General features: G+C 33.3%; 21 protein-coding genes and 1 riboswitch. All 21 genes read left to right on the top strand.

Features of this window, described 5'->3' with window-relative positions; translation table 11 throughout:
* Positions 1-133 precede the first annotated feature (133 nt).
* The 21 genes from C1715_RS03645 to C1715_RS03745 all read left to right on the top strand — a co-directional run bounded on the left by C1715_RS03645 (position 134) and on the right by C1715_RS03745 (position 20,283).
* Positions 134-361: a small, acid-soluble spore protein, alpha/beta type gene (locus C1715_RS03645; RefSeq protein WP_423240820.1), complete on the top strand. Its 228-nt coding sequence runs from the start codon at positions 134-136 to the stop codon at positions 359-361.
* Positions 362-573: 212 nt separating this feature from the next.
* Positions 574-753, top strand: a riboswitch (Lysine riboswitch).
* An 88-nt stretch (positions 754-841) separates the two neighbouring features.
* The gene (gene kal / locus C1715_RS03650; protein WP_102399297.1) at positions 842-1,222 is read left to right on the top strand and encodes a 3-aminobutyryl-CoA ammonia lyase; all 381 of its coding nucleotides are present in this window, start codon (positions 842-844) and stop codon (positions 1,220-1,222) included.
* 122 nt (positions 1,223-1,344) lie between these two features.
* A complete protein-coding gene (gene kce / locus C1715_RS03655; protein WP_102399298.1) occupies positions 1,345-2,166 on the top strand; it encodes a 3-keto-5-aminohexanoate cleavage enzyme in 822 nt (273 codons plus the stop codon).
* Positions 2,167-2,179: 13 nt separating this feature from the next.
* On the top strand, positions 2,180-3,214 hold the full coding sequence (gene kdd / locus C1715_RS03660) for an L-erythro-3,5-diaminohexanoate dehydrogenase (protein ID WP_102399299.1): 1,035 nt from the start codon (positions 2,180-2,182) through the stop codon (positions 3,212-3,214).
* 102 nt (positions 3,215-3,316) lie between these two features.
* Positions 3,317-4,576, top strand: coding sequence for a lysine 2,3-aminomutase (kamA, locus tag C1715_RS03665; RefSeq protein ID WP_102399300.1), 1,260 nt, complete (start codon positions 3,317-3,319; stop codon positions 4,574-4,576).
* Positions 4,566-5,594, top strand: coding sequence for a lysine 5,6-aminomutase reactivase subunit KamB (gene kamB, locus C1715_RS03670; protein WP_102399301.1), 1,029 nt, complete (start codon positions 4,566-4,568; stop codon positions 5,592-5,594). The genes kamA and kamB overlap by 11 nt, the downstream gene beginning before the upstream one ends.
* Positions 5,595-7,076 (top strand): lysine 5,6-aminomutase reactivase ATPase KamC, encoded by a 1,482-nt coding sequence (gene kamC, locus C1715_RS03675; RefSeq protein WP_102399302.1) that lies wholly within the window; start codon positions 5,595-5,597, stop codon positions 7,074-7,076.
* Entirely contained in the window at positions 7,066-8,622 is a 1,557-nt protein-coding gene (gene kamD / locus C1715_RS03680) for a lysine 5,6-aminomutase subunit alpha (RefSeq protein ID WP_102399303.1), read from the top strand. Before kamC ends, kamD begins: the two co-directional genes overlap by 11 nt.
* On the top strand, positions 8,622-9,410 hold the full coding sequence (kamE, locus tag C1715_RS03685) for a lysine 5,6-aminomutase subunit beta (protein WP_102399304.1): 789 nt from the start codon (positions 8,622-8,624) through the stop codon (positions 9,408-9,410). The genes kamD and kamE overlap by 1 nt, the downstream gene beginning before the upstream one ends.
* 370 nt (positions 9,411-9,780) lie before the next feature.
* Positions 9,781-10,233, top strand: a complete 453-nt coding sequence (locus C1715_RS03690) for a MarR family winged helix-turn-helix transcriptional regulator (RefSeq protein ID WP_102399305.1) — start codon at positions 9,781-9,783, stop codon at positions 10,231-10,233.
* Positions 10,234-10,310: 77 nt separating this feature from the next.
* Positions 10,311-11,297 (top strand): beta-ketoacyl-ACP synthase III, encoded by a 987-nt coding sequence (locus C1715_RS03695; protein WP_102399306.1) that lies wholly within the window; start codon positions 10,311-10,313, stop codon positions 11,295-11,297.
* 85 nt (positions 11,298-11,382) lie between these two features.
* Complete coding sequence (acpP, locus tag C1715_RS03700) at positions 11,383-11,616, top strand: acyl carrier protein (protein WP_102399307.1); 234 nt, start codon at positions 11,383-11,385, stop codon at positions 11,614-11,616.
* Between the two features lie 200 nt (positions 11,617-11,816).
* The gene (fabK, locus tag C1715_RS03705) at positions 11,817-12,755 is read left to right on the top strand and encodes an enoyl-[acyl-carrier-protein] reductase FabK (RefSeq protein WP_102399308.1); all 939 of its coding nucleotides are present in this window, start codon (positions 11,817-11,819) and stop codon (positions 12,753-12,755) included.
* Positions 12,756-12,839: 84 nt separating this feature from the next.
* Positions 12,840-13,772, top strand: a complete 933-nt coding sequence (gene fabD / locus C1715_RS03710) for an ACP S-malonyltransferase (RefSeq protein ID WP_102399309.1) — start codon at positions 12,840-12,842, stop codon at positions 13,770-13,772.
* Positions 13,773-13,873: 101 nt separating this feature from the next.
* Positions 13,874-14,614, top strand: a complete 741-nt coding sequence (gene fabG / locus C1715_RS03715) for a 3-oxoacyl-[acyl-carrier-protein] reductase (RefSeq protein WP_102399310.1) — start codon at positions 13,874-13,876, stop codon at positions 14,612-14,614.
* A 109-nt stretch (positions 14,615-14,723) separates the two neighbouring features.
* Positions 14,724-15,965 (top strand): beta-ketoacyl-ACP synthase II, encoded by a 1,242-nt coding sequence (gene fabF, locus C1715_RS03720; protein WP_102399311.1) that lies wholly within the window; start codon positions 14,724-14,726, stop codon positions 15,963-15,965.
* A gap of 1 nt (position 15,966) precedes the next feature.
* Positions 15,967-16,467, top strand: a complete 501-nt coding sequence (gene accB / locus C1715_RS03725) for an acetyl-CoA carboxylase biotin carboxyl carrier protein (protein ID WP_102399491.1) — start codon at positions 15,967-15,969, stop codon at positions 16,465-16,467.
* Positions 16,468-16,652: 185 nt separating this feature from the next.
* Positions 16,653-17,093, top strand: a complete 441-nt coding sequence (gene fabZ, locus C1715_RS03730) for a 3-hydroxyacyl-ACP dehydratase FabZ (protein ID WP_102399312.1) — start codon at positions 16,653-16,655, stop codon at positions 17,091-17,093.
* A gap of 153 nt (positions 17,094-17,246) precedes the next feature.
* Positions 17,247-18,590, top strand: coding sequence for an acetyl-CoA carboxylase biotin carboxylase subunit (locus C1715_RS03735; protein ID WP_102399313.1), 1,344 nt, complete (start codon positions 17,247-17,249; stop codon positions 18,588-18,590).
* A gap of 15 nt (positions 18,591-18,605) precedes the next feature.
* Positions 18,606-19,469, top strand: a complete 864-nt coding sequence (gene accD, locus C1715_RS03740; RefSeq protein ID WP_102399314.1) for an acetyl-CoA carboxylase, carboxyltransferase subunit beta — start codon at positions 18,606-18,608, stop codon at positions 19,467-19,469.
* Between the two features lie 16 nt (positions 19,470-19,485).
* A complete protein-coding gene (locus C1715_RS03745) occupies positions 19,486-20,283 on the top strand; it encodes an acetyl-CoA carboxylase carboxyltransferase subunit alpha (protein ID WP_102399315.1) in 798 nt (265 codons plus the stop codon).
* Positions 20,284-20,408: the final 125 nt, after the last annotated feature.

Here is a 20,408-nt window from a genome sequence, read left to right on the forward strand (position 1 = left end):
AAAGCAGGGCAACTATTTTTTATGTATACTTTTTTATTTTTAGGGTAAATTAAAATTAATGGTTTATAGTCACGTTGAAATGCCAAGGAATATATATTTATAAGAGAAAGTGGCTACAAAATAAAAATCATAAATGAAGGGAGGAATGTTACAGGTACTCTGCTTGGCATCATCTGTAACAAAATTCATGGCACATAAAAACAATAAAAATAATAAGGATAACAAGAAGGTAAATCCAAAAACAAAGTCAGAAATGAGAGACATGGAAGTTGAAATGTCAAAGGAAATAGGTGCAAATGGTGAATCAAAAAAATTAGGTAAAAAAGAAAGCGCTAATGAAAAAAGAATGAGAAAAAAATAAATTAAAAATATAAAGAATTAAAATCACTAATTACAGTGTATATATAAGTATGGGATATAAGCATAATACATAGGCTTATATCCTTATTTTATTTAATAATCAATGTATTCTAAATAATGATAAACATTTTAATTTTCTGAAAAATATATTGACTACCATAAGTAGTAATATTATAATAATATTGTGAATTAAAAAACAAACTTAAAAAAATGTACATAAATAGAGGAGCGGGTTTACGGTAATTTTTAAATGTTAAGGAGAAGAACCTCCAAAGTTAAAAATGAAGGGTTTACCTGCCGAAAGGGTTTATTTGTTCTTAAGTATGCCTTTGGTTAAGAAGTGGAAATATTTCTTAATTGTCATGACTCTTGTTGTGAAGAGCTATTTATGTAATGAAAAGGGGAGCATATAATCTTTTCATTGCATAAATAGCTCTTTATATTTTATAGTGCTAATAAAATATTTCTTGGGGGTATGTAAATGAAAGCTTTAATAAGAATGAGAATGAGCAGTCATGACGCTCATTATGGTGGAAATCTAGTAGATGGGGCAAGAATGCTACAGCTTTTCGGAGATGTGGCTACAGAACTATTAATAAGACATGATGGAGATGAAGGGTTATTTAGAGCTTACGACAGTGTAGAGTTTCTAGCACCAGTTTATGCAGGAGATTATATAGAGGCAGAGGGAGAAATAGTAAGCGAAGGAAACACATCAAGGAAAATGGTTTTTGAAGCAAGAAAGGTTATAATACCAAGAACAGACTTAAATGATTCAGCAGCAGAGGTTTTAGAGAAACCGATAGTTGTATGTAAAGCCAGTGGAACTTGCGTAGTTCCAAAAGAAAAACAGAGAAAGTAAAAAAATAATATAATAATATGCTAGTAAGCTAGTATACCAGTGTAGTAATTAGCTATAAGGTTAAGTTTTACTAGACCACTGGTTCACTAGACCACTAGCTCACTAATTTGGGGGTGTATACATTGGAAAAACTTATAATAACGGCAGCTATATGTGGAGCAGAAGTTACTAAGGAACACAATCCTGCAGTACCTTACACTGTGCAGGAAATAGGAGATGAAGCAGAAAAGGCTTATAAAGCAGGAGCAAGTATAATCCATTTACATGTCAGAGAAGATGATGGCACACCAACACAATCAAAAGAAAGATTTAAGGCATGCATAGATGAAATTAAGAAAAGATGTCCAGATGTAATTATACAACCATCTACTGGAGGAGCTGTAGGCATGACAAATGCTGAAAGACTTCAACCTACAGAGTTAAATCCCGAAATGGCTACATTAGATTGCGGTACATGTAATTTTGGGGGAGATGATATATTTGTAAATACTGAAAATACAATAAAAGAATTTGGCGAAAAAATGATAGCTCTAGGAATAAAACCAGAGGTAGAAGTTTTCGACAAAGGTATGATAGATATGGCTAAAAGACTTTGTAAAAAGGGATATATAAAGACTCCAATGCATTTTAATTTTGTTATGGGTGTTAATGGAGGCATAAGTGCAGAGCCTAGAGATCTCGTATTTATGGCAGGCAGTATACCAGAAGGTTCCACATTCACAGTATCTGGTATAGGGAGAAATCAATTCCCAATGGCAGTGATGGCTATACTAATGGGTGGCCACGTAAGAGTTGGATATGAAGATAATATTTATTTATCAAAGGGAGTACTTGCTAAATCTAATGCAGAGCTTGTAGAAAAAGCTGTCAGACTTGCAAAAGAGTTTGGAAGAGAAATAGCTACACCAGATGAAGCAAGAGAAATATTAGGATTAAAAAAATAAAGGGGGATTCATTATGAAAAAAGGATGCAAATACGGTTCTCACAGAGTACTTGAGCCACAAGGAGTGTTAACTCAAGCGGCTTATAAAATTGACAACAATATGGAAATATACAGCAATGAAATATTAGTAGATGTTCAATCATTAAACATAGACTCAGCAAGTTTTACGCAAATTGAAGAAGAAGCCGGTGGAAACATAGAAAAAATTAAAGCGAAAATAATGGAAATAGTAGGTGAAAGAGGAAAACAACAAAACCCTGTAACTGGTTCAGGCGGAATGTTTATAGGAACAGTTGCTAAAATAGGAGAAGATTTAAAAGATAGAGATTTAAAAGTTGGGGATAAAATAGCTTCTTTAGTTTCATTATCACTTACTCCATTGAAAATACAAGAAATATTAGATGTTAAACCAGAAATAGATAGGGTGGACATAAAGGGACAGGCAATATTATTTGAAAGTGGAATATATGCAAAACTTCCAAGTGACATGTCAGAAAACCTTGCGCTTGCAGCTTTAGATGTAGCAGGAGCACCAGCTCAAACTGCCAAATTAGTTAAACCAGGAGACAGTGTTTTAGTATTGGGAGCTGCGGGGAAATCCGGTATGCTTTGCTGCTATGAAGCTAAAAAGAGAGTTGGACCAACTGGTAATGTAATAGCATTAGTAAGAAAACAACAACAAGCTGATAATCTAATAAAATGGGGATTTTGCCATAAAGCTATAGTGACTAGTGCACAAGAACCAATGGCTGTTTTAAATAAAACATTGGAAGTCAATAAAGGAAAAGAAGTAGACATATCTATAAGTTGTGTAAATATACCAAATACTGAAATGTCTTGTATATTACCAGTTAGAGATAATGGGGTAGTTTACTTCTTCTCAATGGCTACAAGTTTTACAAAAGCGGCACTTGGAGCAGAAGGTGTAGGAAAAGACGTTACCATGATAGTAGGAAATGGATATACTAAAGATCATGCAGAGATAACATTACAAGAATTAAGAGAAAGTGAAACTTTAAGAAAAATATTTGAAGAAAGATATATCTAAAATATTAGCTAGTTTCCTAGGCAAGAGGGATATTTTATAACTAATCATAAAAACGGGGAATGTTGCAAAAAAGTAATAAAGTAATAATTGGGGGGAATTATCTTGAAGGTAAATCGAAGGCAGGAATTATTTCCGAATGTAAGTGACCAGGAATGGTATGACTGGAAGTGGCAAGTTAAGAATAGAATAGAAGACGTTGAGGAACTTAAGAAATATATACCTCTTACTGCAGAAGAAGAGGAAGGAGTAAGAACTTGTACAAACACTTTAAGAATGGCAATAACTCCATATTACCTATCCTTAATTGACATTAATGATCCTTTTGACCCTATAAGAAAAGAAGCAATTCCAACAGCTTTAGAAGTGCATAAATCAGAGGCTGATTTACTTGACCCGTTACATGAAGACACAGATTCACCAGTGCCTGGTATAACACATAGATATCCAGACAGAGTACTTTTTTTAATAACTGACCAATGTTCTATGTATTGTAGACATTGTACAAGAAGAAGATTTGCAGGGCATAATGATAAATCTCTTCCAATGGAGCAAATAGATAAAGCTATAGAATATATAGCCAATACACCTTCTGTAAGAGATGTTTTATTATCCGGTGGAGATGCTCTTTTAGTTTCTGATGATGTTTTGGAATACATAATAAAGAAATTAAGAGCAATACCTCACGTGGAAATAGTAAGAATAGGTTCAAGAGCACCTGTAGTTCTTCCTATGAGGATTACAGACGATCTTGTAAATATGCTTAAAAAATATCATCCGGTTTGGTTAAATACTCATTTTAACCATCCAAATGAAATAACAGAGGATTCAAAAAGAGCTTGTGCAAAACTTGCAGATGCAGGGGTGCCTCTTGGAAATCAATCAGTTCTATTAAAAGGCGTAAACGATTGCGTGCATGTAATGAGAGAGCTAGTTCATGAACTGGTAAAAATAAGAGTAAGACCTTACTATATTTATCAATGTGACTTATCCATGGGTCTTGAACATTTTAGGACTTCAGTGGCTAAGGGCATAGAGATAATGGAAGGTTTAAGAGGACATACATCAGGCTTCTGCGTTCCTACTTTTGTAGTAGATGCTCCTGGTGGTGGTGGTAAGATACCTGTAATGCCAAACTATGTAGTATCTCAAGGAGAAAATAGAGTTATCCTTAGAAATTTTGAAGGTGTTATAACCACTTACAAGGAACCGAAAAATTATCATTCAGAATGTCATTGTCAAGTATGCGAGAAAAAGAGAAAAGATAAACTAATAGGAGTTGTTTCACTTATAAAAGATGAAAAAATGTCATTGGAACCTGTAGGACTTGAGAGAAATTTAAGAGGTAGGCATAATGAAGATTAGCCTACTAGATATTGTAGACAAATACAATAGCTTATCTATAATAGGTATGGATAAGAATGTAGGTAAAACTACTGTATTAAATCATTTGATTGATAGTTCAAGGGGGAAGCTCTCCCTTGGACTTACTTCCATAGGCAGAGATGGAGAAGAAGTAGATAGGGTTACAAGCACTGAGAAACCTAAAATATATGTAGAAAAGGGCACGTTAATAGCTACAGCGAAACAGTGCCTATTAAATGGAGATATAACAAGGGAAATAATTTATACTACGGGCATAAATACGCCCATGGGAGAGGTTATAATAGTTAAAGCATTAAGTGACGGATATATAGAATTAGGAGGGCCTTCAATAAATGCATATATATCATATGTATGCAATAAACTTTTAGAATTTGGTTGTGAAATTGTTTTAGTAGATGGTGCTATAAGCAGAAAAAGTAGTGCATGTCCTATAATTACGGAAGCTGCTATATTATCTACGGGAGCAGCATTAGATAAAGACATGAACAAAGTGGTAGACAGTACAGTAAGTACACTGAAAAATTTATCAATAGAAGGTATAAAAGATGAAGAAATAAAGAAAAAGGCAAGTTTAATATATGAAAATTATAAGTTGGGAATAATAAATGGGGATGGAAGTATAGAAAAGATAGATGTTTTAATGGCTTTAGAAGGAGCTAAGCTATTGATAGACAAATTAGGGGGAAATTCAAAATATATTGTAGTAAAGGGAATTCTTTCGGATAAGTTTTTGGAGGATATATGTAAATACCCAGATAAAATCAAAGACAAAACTATATTAGTAGAAGATGGTACGAAAATATTTATAAAAAAAGATACTCTACATAAATTTAAAAAACTAGGGGGAAAAATAAAAGGTATAAACACTATAAATGTAATATGTGTAACTGTAAACCCTACGTCTCCTTATGGATATGAGTTTCCTAGAGATGAATTTATAGAAAAAATAAGAAGGAAAGTAAGTATACCAGTAGTAGATGTAATGGGAGGCGATTAAATGAGATTTTTAGATGAAAATCAAAAGACTCAAGTTGGATTTGAATTTATAATGGATGAGCTAAATGTAATGACTTGTTACGGAAGAGATGAAAAGAAAAATTTAAGGCCTTTCCTTAGAAAAGATAAAGAAAAGCTTATACATGAGCTGAATAATTTACAGAAAATAGCTAATAGCTTACAGGAATATGAGGTGGAGTACGGAAAAATTGAATGTGCCTTTTGTAAAGTAAAGGACATAAGAAGTTCTATAAAGAGATGTAATGAGCTAAATCCATTAGATGATGTGGAGCTTTTTGAAATGAAAGGTTTCTGTAGCTTAGTTAATGAAATTATAGATGCTATGGATAATTTACATTTAGATATACCTGAGCTTTATTTAGAAGGGCTAGATGAGGCTTTTAAATTATTGGATCCGGAAAATAAAAAAATGCCTACTTTTTATATTTATGATGGGTATTCTTATAATCTAAAAAAAATAAGAGAAAAGAAAAGGACTTTAGAAGAGCGGATATTAATAGAGATGGACGAAGAAAAGATAAAAACATTGAAAGAGGAACGTCTAAATTACGTAGTTTTAGAGGATAAGGAAGAATTTAGAATAAGAAAAGAATTAACAAAAAAATTGTCTTCATATACAGAAAGATTGGATAAGGATATCCGTATTATTGGGGAACTAGATTTATTGATGGCTAAGGGGAAACTATCAATAAAATATGGAGGAATAAAACCATGTATATGTGATGATATGAGAATATGCTTAAAAAATGCAGTAAACCCTCAAATAAAGGAATTACTAGAAAAGAAAGATAAGGAGTTTACCCCTATAAGTGTGGACTTAAAAGAAGGAGTATCTATCATAACAGGAGCAAATATGGGGGGGAAAAGTGTAACATTGAAAACAACGGTTTTGAATGTTTTTTTAGCCAATATGGGTTTTTTTGTGTTTTGTGAAGAGGCTATTATTCCAAATATTGACTTTATAGGATTTATATCAGATGATATGCAGTCTATATCTAAAGGATTAAGTACTTTTGGTGCTGAGATAATTAAACTTAATTCTGTTATGGAATGTGCTAAGAGATGGCAAGGATTTATTGTTTTAGATGAATTTGCAAGGGGCACAAATCCTAAGGAAGGATGTTATCTTGTAAAAGCGCTATGCAGATATTTAAACAAATTTAACTCAGTAACATTAATATCGACTCACTATGATGGGGTAGTTGAAAAGGGGATGGTTCACTACCAAGTTATAGGACTTAAAAATGTGAATTTTGAAATTTTGAAAAGAAAAATAGATTTAAATAAAGGGGCATCAGTAGAAATAATCCAAGAGCATATGGATTACAGGTTGGAGAAGGTATCTAGGAAAAATAAAGTGCCTAAGGACGCTTTAAATATAGCTACGCTTCTTGGAATTGAAGAGGGTATAGTGGACATCATAAAAGAATTTTATAAAAAGGGGGATGACTATGGAAAGTAAATTAAATTTAGACTGGGAAGTTGTAAATAAAGCTAGAGAATGTGCTAGAAACATAGCTAAGGATACTCAAAATTTTATAGATAGGCATACAACAGTAGCTGTAGAGAGAACTGTATGCAGGCTTTTAGGAATAGATGGAGTAGATGAATTAAATGTTCCACTTCCAAATGTAGTAGTAGATAATATTAAAAAAGGAAATGGACTTTCACTAGGAGCAGCTAACTTTATAGGAAATGCTATGGTTGAAACAAAATTGACACCTCAAGAGATAGCTGAGAAGGTGTCTAAAGGAGAATTAGATTTAACTAAACTTCCTATGAATGATGAATTTGAAATAAAAATGGCAGTAATTTCCGAAGCAAAAAAGTACGTAAAGAAAATAAAAGAAAACAGAAATAAAAGGGAAGCAAAGCTTGAAGAATTCGGTGATAAACAAGGACCTTATTTATATTTAATAGTTGCTACAGGTAATATACATGAAGATATAACGCAAGCAGTGGCTGCAGCAAGACAAGGTGCAGATGTAATTGCTGTTATAAGAACTACAGGTCAAAGTCTTCTTGACTATGTACCATATGGTGAAACCACTGAAGGATTTGGCGGAACTGTAGCTACTCAAGAAAATTTTAGACTTATGAGAAAAGCTTTGGATGAAGTGGGAGAAGAACTTCATAGATATATAAGGCTTTGTAATTACTGTTCAGGACTTTGTATGCCAGAAATAGCAGCTATGGGAGCTCTTGAAAGACTTGATGTAATGCTTAATGATGCTTTATACGGGATTTTGTTTAGAGATATAAATATGAAGAGAACTTTAGTAGATCAATTTTTCTCAAGAGCTATAAATGGGTATGCAGGGGTAATTATAAACACAGGAGAAGATAACTACTTAACTACTTCAGATGCAGTAGAGGAAGCTCACACAGTGTTAGCTTCTCAATTAATAAATGAGCAATTTGCTTTAATGGCTGGATTGCCAGAAGAACAACAAGGATTAGGTCATGCCTTTGAAATGGATCCAGAATTAGAAAATGGATTTTTATATGAATTAGCTCAAGCGCAAATGGCAAGAGAAATATTCCCTAAGGCACCTTTAAAGTACATGCCTCCAACTAAATTTATGACAGGGGATATATTTAAAGGTCAGGTACAGGATGCATTATTTAATATGGTAACTATAATGACAGGACAAAAGATTCATTTACTTGGAATGTTAACAGAGGCAATTCATACTCCATTTATGTCTGATAGAGCTCTATCTATTGAAAATGCAAGATATATATTCAGTAACATGAAGGACTTTGGAAGTGAAATCACCTTTAAGGACGGGGGAATAATTCAAAAAAGAGCAGATGAGGTTTTAAATAATGCATATAATCTTTTGAGGGATATAGAAAAAGAGGGATTATTTACAACCATAGAAAAAGGTAAATTTGCAAACATAAAGAGACCTGTAGATGGGGGAAAAGGTCGTGAAGGTGTTATGGAGAAAGATTCCAAGTACTTTAATCCATTTATTGACCTAATGCTTGGAGGTGAAAAGTAATGAGTGCGGGATTATATTCAACAGATAAAAAGGATTTCGATAAAACATTGGATCTAACTAAGGTTAAGCCTTATGGAGATACCATGAACGATGGTAAAGTACAATTAAGCTTTACTTTACCGGTGCCTGATGGAGATAAAGCTGTAGAAGCAGCAAAACAATTGGTTAAAAAAATGGGTTTGTTAGAGCCATCTATAGTACATCATAAGGCTCTAGACAAAAACTTCACTTTTTTTGTAGCTTATGGAAGCTGTGTTGAAGCTATAGATTATGAATCTATTCATGTTCAATCAGTGGAAGTTGATACAATGTCCATGGAAGAAGTAGATAAGTATGTAAGAGAGCATATAAAGAGGAAGATAGTAATATTAGGTGCTAGTACTGGCACAGACGCTCATACCGTTGGAATAGATGCAGTAATGAACATGAAAGGTTATGCAGGACATTACGGACTTGAAAGATATCAGATGATAGAAGCGTATAATCTAGGAAGCCAAGTGGAAAATGAAGACTTCATAAAGAAAGCGATAGAAGTAAAAGCAGATGTACTTTTGGTATCTCAAACAGTAACGCAGAAGAATATACACATTCAAAACTTAACAAATCTTGTAGAACTTTTAGAGGCAGAGGGTTTAAGAGATAAGATAGTTTTGATATGTGGAGGGCCAAGAATAACTCATGAATTAGCTAAAGAATTAGGATATGATGCTGGCTTTGGACCAGGAAAATATGCGGATGATGTAGCTACTTTTGCGGTGACGGATATAGTGGAGAGAGGACTTATTTAGTGGGCTAGTGTGCTAGAGGGCTAGAGGGCTAGGAAGCAATTTAGAGGGCTAGTGTGCTAGAGTGCTAGTGGGCCAGTTGGCTAGGTGGCTGAGTGCTAGGAAGTAAATTAGAGGGCTAGTGTGCCAGTTTGCTAGTGATTTAGTGAGATAGGTAGGAAAGCAAATAATAAAAGTTTTGAGGAGGCTGTGTGGCTTTAGAAGGTAGGTTCTAGAGTTACACGGCCTTTTATTTGTGAACAAAGAATTAATTTTCAAATGTTTTGGGTAAAATTAGAAGAATAATCAAAAAATTTATTGACATAAAAACCTAATTCATATATACTTTGATTATCAAAATATTTGATGGTCAAAATTAATGGTGGTGATAAACATGAAAGAAGCATACAACATTTTAAATGAACTTTTAGTAGAAACTTTTAACGATATATTGGAAATAGAGCAAAAGGCATTAAAAGAAGGGGCATTTAGTGAATTATCTATTACAGAAATACACACTATAGAAGCTATAGGAATGTATGAAAGGAAAACTATGACAGAAGTAGCTAAAACATTGGATATAACAGTAGGAACTCTTACTACAGCTATAAATAATCTAGTTAAAAAAGGTTATGTAGAAAGAAAAAGAGATGAAATGGACAGAAGAGTGGTAAAGATAGAACTAACAAGAAAAGGTAAATTAGCCTACAGAGTCCACGAAAAATTTCATTCTGATATGGTTAAAGCTACTATAGAGGGATTGACAAAAGAAGAAGAGGGTATACTAATAAAATCTTTGGATAAATTAAATAATTTCTTTAAAGAAAAATATCATCTTCATAAGTAGTTATTTAAGTTTTAGTGGTAGACTAAGTGTTTTAGATAGCTATAAAAGTAAAATATCTTTAGATAAGAGGTATAAAAATGAAAGATATAGAGATTATAGGTACAGGAAGTTATCTTCCTGAGTTAATTGTAAGCAATGATGATTTATCAAAAATAATGGATACTAATGATGAATGGATATGTAGTAGAACTGGAATAAAGGAAAGAAGAATAACTAAGGAAGAAAATACTTCAAATTTGGCAGCTAAAGCAGCTATTGAGGCTATTAAAGATGCAAATATAAGTGTTGAAGATATTGATTTGATGATAGTGGCTACTACTTCTCCAGATTATTTTGTACCATCTACTGCTTGTGTTGTTCAAAGCACAATAGGAGCTAATAATGCAGTATGTTTTGATATATCTGCAGCTTGTTCAGGATTTATTTATGCTATGGAGATAGCTAGTAACTTTATGAAAAGTGGAAGATATAAAAAAGCATTGATAATAGGAGCAGAAGTATTATCTAAAATATTGGATTGGAAGGATAGAAGTACTTGTGTATTATTTGGGGATGGTGCTGGAGCTGCAGTTCTTTCTTGTAGTGATAAGAAAGGAATATTAGATATAAAGTTAGGATCACAAGGTGATAAATGGTCTTCTTTAACTTGTAAAACAGCTTTTGTGGAAAATCCATATATAGAAAAGGAATTTTTAGAAAAAGAGATGCAAGACAGCTTAAAGATAGGAATGAATGGAAAAGATATATTTAAATTTGCAGTTACTACTATAGTGGATAGTGTAAAGGAAACAATTAAAAATACTGGGTGCAGTATTGAAGATATAAAATATATAGTTCCTCATCAAGCAAATTTAAGAATAATAGATTTTGCAGCTAAAAAATTAGGAGTAAATGAAAGTAAGTTTTATATCAACTTAAATAAATATGGAAATACTTCTGGTGCCAGTATTCCTATTGCCCTAGATGAAATGAATAAGGAGGGACTTCTAAAAAAAGGTGACAAAATTATACTTGTGGCTTTTGGAGGAGGACTTACTTGGGGTTATAGTCTTATACAGTGGTAACACAAATAAAAAAATAAAATTTCATAAAAGTGGTATGGTTTTATAAAATATATAAAAATATTTCATTATTTTAGGAGGAGTAAAAATGGTTTTTGAAAAAATAAAAAAAATAGTAGCAGAGCAATTATCAATAGAAGAAGAGGAAGTACAATTAAGTTCAACTTTTACAGATGATTTAGGAGTAGATTCATTAGAAATATTTGAAATAGTTATGTCTTTAGAGGATGAATTCAGTATTGAGATACCAAATGAAGACATTGAAAATATGAAAACAGTAGGCGACATAGTTAAGTACGTAGAGTTAAAAATAGAAAAGTAAAAAATTTAAGACGGAATAGTATTGCTGGCATTTATATAAGAGTATAAATTAGTAACGACTATTCCGCTTGGTATATTTATAGCAATTAATAAAATATATAAAAAAGAGGGAAACCAAAATAGGTTTCCCCAAATATAAAATAAAAAAGTTTAGGTATTATAGTTCAAATATATTATAGCAGAAAATATAGAGGTGTTATGATGTTTCATACAAAATTTTGTGAAATTATAAATATTAAGTATCCAATAATTCAGGGAGCTATGGCGTGGATTGCAGATGGAACTTTAGCAGCAGCAGTAGCCAATGCAGGAGGCCTTGGAATAATAGCAGCAGGAAATGCTCCAACAGATTATGTTAGAGAAGAAATAAGAAAGGCAAAGAAACTCACAGATAAGCCTTTTGGAGTTAATATCATGCTTTTAAGCGAAAATGCACATGAAATAGCTCAGTTAGTTTGCGAAGAAGGAGTTAAGGTTGTAACCACAGGAGCAGGTAATCCAGGTAAGTATATGGACATGTGGAAGCAACATGATATAAAGGTAATACCAGTGGTTGCATCCACTGCGCTAGCTAAAAGGATGGAAAAAGCAGGGGCCGATGCTATAATAGCTGAGGGCTGTGAAGCAGGTGGCCATATAGGGGAGCTAACTACTATGGCGCTACTTCCACAAGTGGTTGACTCAGTTAATATACCAGTAATAGGTGCTGGTGGTATTGGAGACGGAAGAGGATTGGCGGCAGCCTTTATGCTAGGAGCAGAAGGTGTACAAGTGGGAACTAGATTTTTGGTAGCAGATGAATGTACAGTTCATGAAAATTATAAAGAAAAAGTAATAGCAGCTAAGGACATAGATTCAGTAGTAACAGGAAGAAGTACAGGTCATCCAGTTAGAGTACTTAGAAATCAGCTATCAAGAAAATATGTAACTTTAGAAAAACAAAATGCGTCCTTAGAACAATTTGAAAAATTAGGAGCAGGGGCTTTGAGAAAAGCTGCTCGTGAGGGTGATATGGTAGGTGGATCAGTTATGGCTGGCCAAATAGCAGGTCTTGTATCTAAAAAAGGAAGTTGTAAGGAAATTGTTCAGGAGATGTTTAGTGAAGCAGAACAAATAATAAATAGTATGGCAAAAAAATAGTCTTATAAATAGTTTTATAATTATGACGTTTTTTAATATAAAGATTATTTAATTATGTAAAGGAACACTTTAGGAGGATTAAATATGGGCAAAATAGCGTTTTTGTTCTCAGGACAAGGTGCTCAATATGTGGGCATGGGAAAGGAATTAGCATTAAATATAGATGCTTCTAGAGAAGTGTTTAAAAAGGCTGATGAAGTTTTAGGGTTTAGCATAAGGAATGTATGTTTTCAGGGTCCTAAAAAAGAATTAGATAAAACCGAAAATACTCAACCTGCTATATTGACTACAAGTATAGCCGCTTTAAAAGCTATAGAAGCAAAGGGCATTAAGCCAGATATAGTAGCGGGGCTAAGTTTGGGAGAATATTCAGCACTGGTTTCTAGTGGAGCAATTGAGTTTGAAGATGCAGTAAAGCTTGTAAAAACTAGAGGAAAATTGATGCAAGAAGCTGTGCCTCAAGGAGTAGGAACTATGGCAGCTATTATAGGATTAGACAAAGATATAGTTAAAGAGTGTTGCGTGGAAGCTTCAAAAGAAGGCATAGTGGAAGTTGCTAATTATAATTGTCCAGGACAAATAGTAATTGCCGGGGAAATAAGGGCTGTAGAGCTAGCAGTAGATATATTAAAAGACAAAGGGGCTAAAAGAGCTATATTGCTAGATGTAAGTGGACCTTTTCATACATCTATGTTAAAGGATGCTGCAGAAAACTTATATAAAGAATTGGAGCATGTGCATATAGATGAACTACAAATTCCTCTTATAACAAATGTTACAGGAGATTATGTTAAATACAAGGAAATAAAGGAAAACTTAAAAAAGCAAGTGATGTCTTCAGTAATGTGGGAGCATACTATTAATAAAATGATAGAAGATGGAGTAGATACATTTGTAGAAATAGGTCCAGGAAAAGTTTTAAGTGGTTTTGTAAAAAAGATAGATAGGAAGTTAAGAGTAGTAAATATAGAGGATTTAGATTCACTAGAAAAAGCTATAAGTGTTTTAGAAAGTTAGTTTTTATCCCCTGTGTGTTGGCTCTATACTCAAAAGAGATAAGAGCCAATACCACTTTGAATAAGTTTTTCTAAGAATCACTTGGTAAAGGAGTGGATTATGTGTTAAAAGGCAAGAATGCTATAGTAACAGGAGCTAGCAGAGGAATAGGAAGAGCAATAGCTTTAAAGCTGGCTGAAAAAGGAGTTAATATAGTTATAAATTATAGAAGTAATAAAGAAAAAGCGGAAGAGTTAGTAAAAGAAATAGAAGCCAAAGGAGTAAAGGCTTTAGCTATAGAAGGAGATGTGAGCATTTTTTCAGAGGCAGAAAGTATGGTAAATACAGCTTTTGAACAGTTGGGTTCAGTAGATATTCTTGTAAATAATGCAGGAATAACTAAGGATACTTTAATACTTAGAATGAAGGAAGAAGAGTTTGATAAAGTAATAGAAGTAAATCTTAAAGGGGCTTTTAACTGTTTAAAACATGCCAGCAAGATAATGATGAAGCAAAGAAGTGGAAAAATAATAAACATATCCTCTGTAGTTGGTCTTGTGGGAAATCAAGGACAAATAAACTATGCAGCAGCTAAAGCAGGAATTATAGGTATGACTAAATCTGCGGCTAAGGAACTAGCTTCAAGAGGCATAAATGTAAATGCAGTGGCTCCAGGGTTTATAAGCACAGATATGACAGCGGTATTATCTGAAAAGGTTAAAGAAGGAGCTGTAAATACTATTCCACTAAAGAGATTAGGAAATCCAGAAGATGTAGCTAATGCAGTGACATTTTTAGCTAGTGATGAGGCAGAGTATATAACAGGTCAGGTTATAAATGTAGATGGCGGAATGGTTATGTAGAATTTAAAGTAGACAGTTTATATAGAAAAAACGGTGTCAAAACATATAAGGGAATTTTAACAAATTAAGAATTAAGAATTGAGAATCAAGAATAGAGGGATGATAAGTTATGAAGAGAGCAGTAGTTGTTACAGGAGTAGGAGCAATTACTCCTGTAGGTAATGATGTAGATACATTTTGGAATAATATAAAAAATGGAGTGTCAGGAATAGATTTTATAAAGGGATTTGATGCTAGTGATCAAAAGGTAAAGGTTGCAGCAGAAGTTAAAGATTTTGATCCTAAAGATTACATGGATAGAAGAGAAGCTAAGAGAATGGATAGATATTGTCAGCTAGCTATGGTAGCTGCAGAAGAGGCAGTAAAGGATTCAGGATTAGATTTAGAAAAAGTAAATAAGGAAAGAGTCGGGGTTTTAGTAGGTTCAGGAGTAGGTGGAATACTTACATTGGAAGGGGAGCATAAAAAGCTTTTAGAAAAAGGACCTTCTAGGGTGTCACCTTTTATGATACCTATGTTAATAGGAAATATGGCTGCAGGAAATATAGCTATAAAATTTGGAGCTAAAGGTCCATGCACTACTGTAGTTACAGCTTGTGCCACAGGTACTAATGCCATAGGAGATGCTTTCAGACTTATAGAGCATGGCTATGCGGATGTAGTAATAGCAGGGGGAAGTGAAGGGTCCATAACGCCTCTTACAGTGGCAGGTTTTGCGTCACTTACTGCTCTAAGTAAAAGTGAAGATCCTAAGAGAGCATCTATTCCTTTTGATAAAGAGAGAGATGGATTTGTAATTGGTGAGGGAGCTGGAATTGTTGTATTGGAATCACTAGAGCATGCTAAAAATAGAGGTGCTAAAATATACGCTGAAATGAAAGGTTATAGTATGACTTGTGATGCATATCATATAACTTCACCAGCACCAGATGGAGAAGGTGGCGCTAGAGCTATGAAGCTTGCTATAGAAGATGCAGGAATAAGAGAAGAGGACATAGATTATATAAATGCTCATGGAACAAGTACACCATATAATGATAAATTTGAAACAGCAGCTATAAAGAATGTATTTAAAGAGAGGGCTTATAATATACCTGTAAGTTCAACAAAATCTATGACAGGACACCTTTTAGGCGCTGCAGGTGCAGTAGAAGCTATAATTTGCATAAAGGCTGTACAAGAGGGATTTATACCTCCAACTGTGGGCTACAAGGTAAAAGATGAAGAATGTGATCTTGATTATGTTCCTAATGTAGGAAGAAAAGAAGATATAACTTATGCATTATCCAATTCACTTGGATTTGGAGGTCATAATGCAACTATAATAATAAAGAAATGGGATGACAAATAGTATGAATTACAAAGAAATATGTGATTTGATAAATACTGTTAGTGAGTCAAAGCTTACTTCTTTTGAAATAGAGATAGATGGAATACATCTAAAAATGGGTAAAGAAGAAAAGGTATTAGTAGAAGAAAATAATTCTAAGTTAATATCACATAATATATCAGCAAACAATAAAAAAGAAAATTCTTTTAAGAAGGAAGTTGCATTAGAAAGGGAAGTTCAGGTAGAAACAGAGAAAGAATTAAAACAGCAGGATGATAAAAATATAGATATTGTTAAATCACCTATAGTAGGTACTTTTTATGCAGCACCATCTCCAGATAAGGATGACTTTGTAAATATAGGTTCAGTGGTTAAAAAGGGAGAAACACTATGTATAATAGAGGCTATGAAGCTTATGAATGATATAGAAGCGGAAGTAGATGGGGAAATAGTGGATATTCTTGTGAAAAATGAAGACATGGTAGAATATGGTCAACCACTTTTTAAAATAAGAAAAAGGTAATATAAAATCCTCAGTCCTAAGGGATACTCTAAGGATTGAGGATTAAAAGTATTAAATAAACTAAATCTACCCAAGGTAATAAATTTATTAAGTAAACTAAAAATACTAGATTAATTAAGAAATTATATTATTTATATAAAATCTTAAATTCATTCACTAACTATATTATTTGGAGGTAATAATTTATGGAAACTATAAGTAGGAGTCTTAATATAAAAGAAATAATGGAAATAATACCTCACAGATATCCATTTTTATTAGTGGATAAAATAGAAGAATTGGAACCAGGAATTAAAGCAGTAGGATATAAAAATGTCACCATGAATGAATATTTTTTTCAAGGACATTTTCCAGGTGAACCTGTTATGCCGGGAGTTTTAATAATAGAAGCATTGGCGCAGGTGGGAGCAGTAGCCCTTTTAAGTTTAGAAGAGTATAAAGGAAAGATAGGTTATTTCGGTGGAATAAATAAGGCTAGATTTAGAAGAAAAGTGGTACCGGGAGATGTACTTAAACTAGAAGTGGAAATAATAAAAAGAAAAGGCCCTATGGGAATAGGAAAAGCAGTAGCTACAGTAAATGGGGAAAAGGCAGCAGAAGGAGAGCTTACTTTTGCTATAGGCTAGTTTTAAGGTAGTCACTAGTCAACAATCACCAATCCCTAAATTGTAATTGCGTTACGGATTAGAATGAAGAATTATTAGTTATTTATTATAGATTAGATATTTAGAAATAAGGATTAGTGATTGGACATTAATAGAAAAGGTGAGGTGATTTAATTGTTTAGTAAGATATTAATTGCAAATAGAGGAGAAATTGCAGTTAGAATAATAAGGGCTTGTAGAGAGATGGGAATAGAGACTGTAGCGGTTTATTCACAAGCTGATAAGGATGCTCTTCATGTTCAATTAGCAGATGAGAAAGTTTGCATTGGACCAGCTAAATCTAAGGATAGTTATTTAAATATGGAAAATATAATAAGTGCCACAGTGCTTACAGGAGCAGAAGCTATACATCCAGGCTTTGGATTTTTATCAGAAAATAGCAAGTTTGCTCACATGTGCAAAGAGTGTAATATAGTATTTATAGGACCAGATTTTGATGTAATAGAAAATTTGGGAAATAAATCAAAGGCAAAAGAAATGATGAAAGGGGCACAGGTTCCAGTTATACGAGGTTCAGAGGGTGCTGTATGTGATGAAGAAGAAGGACTTTATATTGCCAAAGATATAGGTTTTCCTGTAATGATAAAGGCTTCTGCAGGTGGAGGCGGAAGAGGAATAAGAATAGTGAGAGAAGAGGGAGAATTCTTAAATTCCTTTAGAAGTGCTAAAAGTGAAGCAAAAGCAGCCTTTGGGGATGACAGCATGTATATTGAAAAATTTATAGAAAAACCTAGACATATTGAGTTTCAGATATTAGCCGACAATTACGGAAATGTGATTCATTTGGGAGAGAGAGATTGTTCACTTCAAAGAAGAAATCAAAAGGTGCTAGAAGAAGCACCATCTACTGTAATAGATGAAAAACTTAGAAACAAAATGGGAGAAATAGCTGTTAGGGCAGCTAAGGCAGCAGGATATAGTAATGCAGGTACCATTGAATTTTTAGTAGATAGTAGAGGTGATTTCTACTTTATGGAGATGAATACTAGAATACAGGTAGAACATCCTATAACTGAAATGGTTACAGGAGTAGATCTTATAAAAATGCAAATAAAAATAGCTAGTGGAGAGAAGCTACTTTTAAGGCAAGAAGATATAAAAATAAAAGGTCATGCTATAGAATGTAGAATAAATGCAGAAAATCCTAATAAGGGATTTATGCCTTGCCCTGGAGAGATAGAATATCTTTATGTACCTGGAGGATTAGGAGTAAGACTTGATTCTGCAGTATACCAAGGTTATAAGATACCTCCAAACTATGATTCCATGATTGGAAAGTTAATAGTCTATGGAGAAACTAGAGATGAAGCTATAATGAGGATGAGAAGGGCCCTTGTAGAATTTATAATAGAGGGAGTAGATACAAATATAGATTTTCAATTCGACATATTAAATAATGAGAAATTTGTATCTGGAGATTTTCACACAGGCTTTATAGAAAGTCAATTTTTAAAGTAAGGTAGGTAAAGGCCTATGTTTGAATTTAGAAAGCTTTTAAAAAAGGATAAATATATTCAAGTTCAAGAGAAAAATATTGTGGATAATGTTAATAAAAAGCCTAGTATACCTGATGGAATGTGGATAAAATGTGAGAACTGTGGAAGTATTATATATAAAGAAGACGTAAAAAGAAATTTAAATGTATGTACAAATTGTAATTATAATTTTAGATTAGGTGCTAGAGAAAGAATAAAGTTAATTTGTGATGAAGGCACTTTTATTGAGATGGATACAAATATAGAAAGTAAAAATATACTTAATTTCCCGGGATACCAGGAGAAGTTAGCAAAGGAAGAAAAAAAATCCGGAGAAAAAGATGCAGTAGTTACTGGAATTTGTAGAATTCATGGATATAAAGCTATAATCGCAGTTATGGATAGTAATTTTATGATGGGAAGTATGGGAGCTGTAGTAGGTGAAAAAATTACTAGAGCTATCGAAAGAGCAACGAAAGAAAGACTCCCTATAATAATTTTTACCACTTCAGGGGGAGCCAGAATGCAGGAGGGAATGGTATCACTTATGCAGATGGCTAAAACTAGTAGCGCTCTAGGCAAACATAGTGATGAAGGACTTTTGTATATAACAGTACTTACGGATCCAACTACAGGTGGAGTGACAGCTAGTTTTGCTATGCTTGGAGATATAATTCTTGCAGAACCAGGAGCTCTTATAGGCTTTGCAGGAAAGAGAGTAATTCAGCAAACCATAAATCAAACATTACCTAAAGAATTTCAAACTGCAGAGTTTCTACTAGAAAAAGGATTTGTGGATAAAATAGTTGGTAGAGCTGATTTAAAGAGAACTCTAGGACAAATTCTTAGGATGCATAAATAGCTGTGGAGGTGAAAAAATGAGCAATATAACCCCTTGGGAAAAGCTGAAAATAGCGAGAATGGTAGAAAGACCTACCGCTCTTGATTATATAGATATAATATTTAATTCTTTTATAGAGTTGCACGGAGATAGATATTTTGGAGATGACAGCTGCACAGTGGGTGGTATTGGTGAGCTTGAGGATATTCCAGTTACCATAATAGGGCAGCAGAAAGGAAAAAATACTAAAGAAAATATAAAGAGAAATTTTGGCATGGCAAATCCAGAAGGATATAGAAAGGCTTTAAGACTTATGAAGCAGGCAGAAAAATTTAAAAGGCCTGTAATTTGCTTTGTAGACACTCCAGGTGCATTTTGTGGTGTAGGAGCTGAGGAGAGAGGTCAAGGAGAAGCTATAGCTAGAAATTTATTAGAAATGTCTAAATTAAAAACACCAATTATATCTATAGTTATTGGTGAAGGTGGCAGCGGAGGAGCACTTGCCCTAGCAGTAGGTGACCAAGTGTGGATGCTTGAAAACTCTATATATTCTATATTGTCACCAGAGGGACTTGCAACTATATTGTGGAAGAATTCTTCTAGGGCAAAAGAAGCTGCTAACATTATGAAAATAACAGCTAAGGATCTTAAAGATTTAGGAATAATAGATAAGATAATAAAGGAGCCCCAAGGCGGAGCTCACGAATCTGTTGAGGATGTTGCTTTAGATATTAAAAATAATTTATTAGAAACTTTAAAAATGTTAAAGAAATTATCTACAGAAGAACTTTTAGAAGGAAGATATAATAAATTTAGAGAAATGGGAGTATATTAGAGGGCTAGAGTGTCAGAGGTCTAGAGGGCTAATTTAGATTCTATGATAATATATGATAAATATAAGTAAAGAGAGATAAGGACTTCATAAGATTAAAGTCCTTATCTCTCTTTGAATTTTTAAAT

This window comes from Haloimpatiens massiliensis (assembly GCF_900184255.1).
GTDB classification, from domain to species: Bacteria; Bacillota; Clostridia; order Clostridiales; family Clostridiaceae; genus Haloimpatiens; species Haloimpatiens massiliensis.